Origin of the sequence: Lacinutrix sp., from assembly GCF_023299985.1 — a bacterium.
GTDB lineage: Bacteria > Bacteroidota > Bacteroidia > Flavobacteriales > Flavobacteriaceae > Lacinutrix.
The window spans coordinates 1-5,636 of sequence record NZ_JALZVX010000229.1 but is presented as its reverse complement, the minus strand read 5'-3'; the positions used below and the strand labels follow the sequence as shown (position 1 = coordinate 5,636).

Genomic DNA, 5,636 nt, shown 5'->3' with positions numbered 1-5,636 from the left:
AGTCTCTGATGCTGGTAATGTAAACTATAACAGTATTAAATCTAACAGAAAGGAATTAACAAATTACATCACTGCTTTAGGAGACAATATGCCAAATGATGCCTGGTCTAAAGAAGACAAACTAGCCTATTGGATTAATGCATATAACGCAATGACAGTAGATTTAATTCTTAGAAACATGCCAATTAAAAGCATAAAAGACATTAAAGATCCTTGGGAGCAACGCTTATGGAAATTAGGAAGCAAATGGTATAATTTAGAAGAAATTGAGCATCAAATATTACGTAAAATGGACGAACCAAGAATACATTTTGCAATTGTATGTGCTTCATTTTCATGCCCGAAATTACAAAATGAAGCCTTTACTGCTTCAAATTTAGAAACGCAATTAACTGATGCAACTAAAGAGTTTTTAAGCGATACAAAACGTAATAAAATTTCAAAAAACACAATTGAATTGTCTAATATATTTAAATGGTTTAAAAAAGATTTTGAACAAGATGGCTCTTTAATAGATTTCTTAAATAAATACTCAGACGTTTCTATTACTAGTAAAGCAAAAAAATCTTATTTAGATTATAATTGGGATTTAAACAAATAACACCAATTTTATTTTCCTAAATATTATATGATAAGCATAGTCATTCCTATTTTAAACGAAGCGGAAAACATCGAAAATCTACTTTTTCATTTAATCGATAATGCTTCATTAAAAAACATACAAGAGATTATTGTAGTTGATGGTGGTAGCATAGATGGGTCGCAAGATATTGTAGAGCAATTAGATTTAAATGTTAGATTAATTCACTCTAAAAGAGGAAGAGCTAGACAAATGAATATTGGAGCAAAAGCTTCAAAAGGAGACATTTTGTATTTTTTACATGCCGACTCTTTTCCTCCAACACATTACGATAAACATATAATAGAGGAAGTTAAACAAAACAACCAAGCAGGTTGTTTTCGTTTAAGTTTCGACAGTAAACATTGGTGGCTTCGTTTAGCTAGTTGGCTGACACAGTTTTCTTGGCGTGCATGTAGAGGTGGAGATCAAAGTCAATTTATTACCAAAGCACTATTTGAAGATATTGGTGGTTTCGATGAAAGCTTTATTATATACGAAGACAATGTTTTAATTAATGAACTCTACAAACGTAAAGAGTTTGTGGTTATTAATAAAAAAATAAAAACATCAGACAGGCTTTATAAAAGACATGGTATTTGGAAACTACAATACCATTTTTGGACTATCTATATTAAAAAGTGGTTTGGCGCAAGTGCACAAGATTTGCACGCTTATTATTTAAAATATATTGCCTAATTAGTTTTTAGTTTATTAGGGTCCTCCCCAACTTGCGTTGGAATTAGTTCTACTAGCAAAGCCTAATAGAAGCAGAGTTCTTTTATGTTTTAAGTATCACTAAAAATATTGTCCAATACCAAAAACTAAACCTTGAGTATCTCCATTGGTAATACCAAAGCCATAATCGACTCTAAAAACAGCATTAAATATACGTTTATGTATAAAACGAAAACCTAAACCAGGATATACTCTAATATTATCTGAATCACCAAAATCACCTAAAGTCCCTCCAGGATTTCGCCAAGTTCCTGCATCTAAAAAAACGTTGCTTTGTAAAGTAAACCAATCTTTATCGTACAAAACATGTCTATATTCTGTGTTTAATACTATTGCACCAGTTCCTCTATCTATAGTATTACCAACACCTCTAATATTTAAGTTATTATCTACCGAAAAAGGAGCAAAAGGTGTATTATCATTACTTGAAAAGCCAACACGCAACCTACTAGCCCAATTTCCTTTATCTCCTACTCTTGTGTAATAATGAAAGTCGTTCCATGCAATTACAAATTCTGGTAAATCGTCACTAGTTGAAGTTACATATTGAAAATTCAATACACTTTTAAATCCAGATACATATTGATAATAATAGTCTAGGTTATTATACTCATAAATACCTTTATAAAGTAATTTTTTAACTGAAAAACCTGGAATAACATCTGGGTTTGTTTGCACTTCGCGAAGACTATATTCTTCTAAAAAATAACTAATACCAGCCTCTATTCTATTTTTAGTATTTATTTGATGTAGGCCTAATACCTCGTAAGATTTATTACCATACTTATAATTTACAGTTCCACTATTAAAAAACACTGGTTCTAGAGTGTTTAAGTCTTGAAAGTTTACTGCTAAACCAAAATCTCTATTAAATAAAAAAGGTGCCCTAAAATTAACACCAAAACTATCAAAAATATCTTTTTGATAAAAACCACCAAAAGTTATATTTCTACCAAGTAAATTAAATTCGTACAAACTTATGCGGTAAGCAAATTCCTCTTCATTAGTTGTGTAAATACTTACAGATGGAATTATAGTAAAATTATCTTCTATATTATAGAATACATTATACAAATTATCATGAGATTTAAATACTTGATAATAGGCATGTGCTACAGAAGGGAGTCTTTTAAGTCTTCTTATATCTGCTTCTAAAACAGTAGAATCTAATAACACTCCTTTTTTTATTTTAGAGAGTTTTTTTACAAAAGATGATTTTATTTTTTTGTTTCCTTGTATTTTTAGTTCAAGTACTACTGCTTCTTGAGAAAAAGTCAAAACACTAAAAACAAGACTTAGTACAAACAAACACTTCTTTAACGTAAAACCCATATTTACTAAAAAATAAATTTTTATAAATTAAAAATACTGTCCTATTCCAAAAACAATTCCTCGACTAGTATTATCACCTATACCATAACCATAGTCTAATCTAAATACTGCATTAAATATACGTTTGTGTATAAATCTTATTCCTGCTCCAGGATGAAATCTAACTGTACTACCATTAAACAATTCGCTTAAATTACCACCTGGATTTCTCCAAGAACCAGCATCTATAAAAACATTACTTTGTAGTACAAACCAATTGCGCTCGTATAATGTGTATCTATATTCTGTATTAAGCACTATCGCAGCTGTACCTCTATCTATTGTATTTCCTGCGCCTCTAATGTTTAATTGATTATCTACTGCAAATGGAGCAAAAGGTGTTGTATCGTTAGAAGCAAAAGCCAATCTTAATCTACTTGCCCAGTTTCCTTTTTTATTTATTTTTTTAAAATATTCAAAATCATTTCTGCCTATAAAAAAGTTTCTCAACAAATCATTTCCACCAGTAACAAGTCTAAAGTTTAATAAACTTCTAAAACCTTCCTTGTACTGGTAGTCTATATTAATATTATTATACTCGTACTCACCAATTAAAGCTGTTTTGTTAGCACCTATTTCTGTAGGAAATCCATTTGGCACTTCTCCTTCTAGAAAAGTGTAATTTTCTTTAGACAAATTAACACCTAGTTGAAAACGGTTATGAAAATTATGTTCGTAAATTAAATAAGTTTCAAACGCTTTTGTATCAAATTTATAATCAACTTGATTATCATTTTCAAAAAAAACAGGTTCTTGTGATACTAAATTTTGATAGTTAACGCCAACACCTAATTTTCTTGTAAATAGATATGGTGCTTCCCAATAAGCACCATAAGAATCAAATACGTCTTTACTATAAAAACCGCCTATAAGTTGATTTTGTCCTAACAAATTAAACTCGAATAAAGACAGCCTGTAAGCAAATTCATCATTATTGTCTGTAAATATACTTAAACCTGGAATAATTGTAAAATTTTCTTCAACATTATAAACTACATTATATGTTTTTTCTTTATCTAATACTACTTTATAAGTTGCATTTGCAATAGATGGTAGTAATTTTAAACGTCTTATATCTGCATCTATAACTAATGTATCTAAAACAGTACCTGGTTTAACTAGCGCTAAACGCTTAAGTAAAGATGATTTCGTTTTTTTATTACCTTCTATTAATAAATTTGAAACTGTATTTTGAGAATACATGTTCATAGAAATATTAAAAAAAAGAAATATAAGTAGTAACTTTTTCATTGTGTTGTAAATTTTTTATCGATTGTAATAATATTTACCCAATTATCTAAACTAACATCCATTAATGTAAAATTGTAATCTGTTGTGTTTTCTAACTGTGGAACACCATCTGTTATATTTAATACTACGTTAGAAAGGTTGTAAAATTGAAATGTATTTTCTAAAGTATAAGTCCCAGAAATTAAATCATTATTTATAGAAGAAATAACCTGAAAATAAATAGCATTATCTGCAACTGCATTTAATTCCCAATTAAAAATAGGCATTAACGGATTTGTTTGATCTATTGTAACTTCATCATTCCATACTGTAGGTTTTTGAATTTGTTTTGTTCGAATTGGATTAGAGACTTTAATTTCGTTATTTAATTCGTAAGTAATTATTATCCATTTCTCTACAGATGCTTCTCTTGTAAACTTCCCTAAAGACCCATTAAAAAAAGGCTCGCTTTCTAAAGCTATTTCTTTATATTTAGTATAGTCTAGTTTGTCTACAGATGCTGTTTCTGTTTCATAAAAACGTATTGAGGTTGCTCCTGCTCTTGGGAAGTAATACGCTAAAATATTGTTTGTGTTTTCTTCGCTTGCAGCACAGGCTATAACTGCTCCAGTTTCTATAACTTGACCCATTAAATACTCTGCAAGTACGTTTGAAGGCATACTATTATCATCATCATTAGAACATGATAATAATATTAAACTAAAGAATACAACTATTGATTGTCTCATCTGTGTTTTTCAAAATGTGCTTTAATTATTTTCTCTACTGGCTTATTTTGTGGTGTAAATCTATTATTATTTTCACCACCACTATTAGCGTAGTTATGAAACCATTTCCAAATAAAACCTCCTGCAAACCAATCTTCTTTCCAAAAAACATCAAATACAGCTTGTGTTGTATTTACTTGTGCTTCTAAATTTACGTTTATAAGTCCTCTATCTGATCTCCAGGGCTCTTTACCAGAAAAATCTACACTTCTATATCCAAACTCGGTAAACATAATTGGTTTTTTATGTTTATCTGAAATAGCTTTAATTACCGTTTTGTGTGCTTTCCAACCTTCTAAACACTCTTCTATTGTTGGAGTTTCACTGTCGCTAATAGGAAAATAAGCATCTACACCAATATAATCTAATTCGCTCCAAAATGGTGTGCGTTTAAATTCATCCCAATTTGCAGCATAAGTTAATTTGCCATTATAAACTTTTTTGATATCTAAAATAAGTTGGCTCCAATATTCTGGCCTATTAGATACAAACTGTTCTAACTCTGTACCAATACAAAAAATTTCTGCATTAACCTCTTGCGCTAAAGTAGCATATTCTAAAATAAAATCTGAATAAGTGGTTTCAAGTTGCTTCCAATTCTCTTCAGTTTCCATTTTTATGTAACCAGTATACTCACCTTGTCTAACCCATATTTGAGGTTTCATCATAATTTTAATGCCTTGTGCTTGGAGCGTTTGAGCATATTGCTTAGCACCTGCTCTTTTTTCTCCAGCCCATTGCCTTTGTGTATTATGAATTACTTCTGAACTTTTAAGATTGTGCACATAAGCAAATGGCATAATAGCTGCATAGTTAGCATGTATTTTAACTACTGGATCTACGTGTTCTTTTGTAATTGGAACTCTAGAAGCTACAAAACTAATACCATT

Annotated in this window: 6 protein-coding genes; 2 read left to right on the top strand and 4 right to left on the bottom strand. The window is 29.9% G+C overall.

Annotated features, from left to right (window positions below):
• Together Q0C58_RS12250 and Q0C58_RS12245 are read left to right on the top strand one after the other, a co-directional pair.
• The coding region (locus Q0C58_RS12250; protein WP_290702080.1) for a DUF547 domain-containing protein at positions 1–601 on the top strand (601 nt) is incomplete at its 5' end.
• Positions 602–628: 27 nt separating this feature from the next.
• Complete coding sequence (locus Q0C58_RS12245) at positions 629–1,318, top strand: TIGR04283 family arsenosugar biosynthesis glycosyltransferase (RefSeq protein WP_290702077.1); 690 nt, start codon at positions 629–631, stop codon at positions 1,316–1,318.
• 99 nt (positions 1,319–1,417) lie between these two features.
• On the opposite strand, the gene Q0C58_RS12240 is transcribed toward Q0C58_RS12245, so the two are convergent.
• The 4 genes from Q0C58_RS12240 to Q0C58_RS12225 all read right to left on the bottom strand — a co-directional run.
• A complete protein-coding gene (locus Q0C58_RS12240; RefSeq protein WP_290702074.1) occupies positions 1,418–2,689 on the bottom strand; it encodes a POTRA domain-containing protein in 1,272 nt (423 codons plus the stop codon).
• 27 nt (positions 2,690–2,716) lie between these two features.
• A complete protein-coding gene (locus Q0C58_RS12235; protein ID WP_290702071.1) occupies positions 2,717–3,979 on the bottom strand; it encodes a POTRA domain-containing protein in 1,263 nt (420 codons plus the stop codon).
• Positions 3,976–4,707, bottom strand: coding sequence for a hypothetical protein (locus Q0C58_RS12230; protein WP_290702068.1), 732 nt, complete (start codon positions 4,705–4,707; stop codon positions 3,976–3,978). Before Q0C58_RS12230 ends, Q0C58_RS12235 begins: the two co-directional genes overlap by 4 nt.
• On the bottom strand, positions 4,704–5,636 hold a 933-nt coding region (locus Q0C58_RS12225; protein WP_290702065.1), incomplete at its 5' end, for a glycoside hydrolase. The genes Q0C58_RS12225 and Q0C58_RS12230, both read right to left, overlap by 4 nt.

Coding starts and splice junctions, on each gene's coding strand:
- Q0C58_RS12230 (WP_290702068.1), bottom strand. CDS start 4,707: ATGAGACAATCAATAGTTGTATTCTTTAGTTTAATATTATTATCATGT.
- Q0C58_RS12240 (WP_290702074.1), bottom strand. CDS start 2,689: ATGGGTTTTACGTTAAAGAAGTGTTTGTTTGTACTAAGTCTTGTTTTT.
- Q0C58_RS12245 (WP_290702077.1), top strand. CDS start 629: ATGATAAGCATAGTCATTCCTATTTTAAACGAAGCGGAAAACATCGAA.
- Q0C58_RS12235 (WP_290702071.1), bottom strand. CDS start 3,979: ATGAAAAAGTTACTACTTATATTTCTTTTTTTTAATATTTCTATGAAC.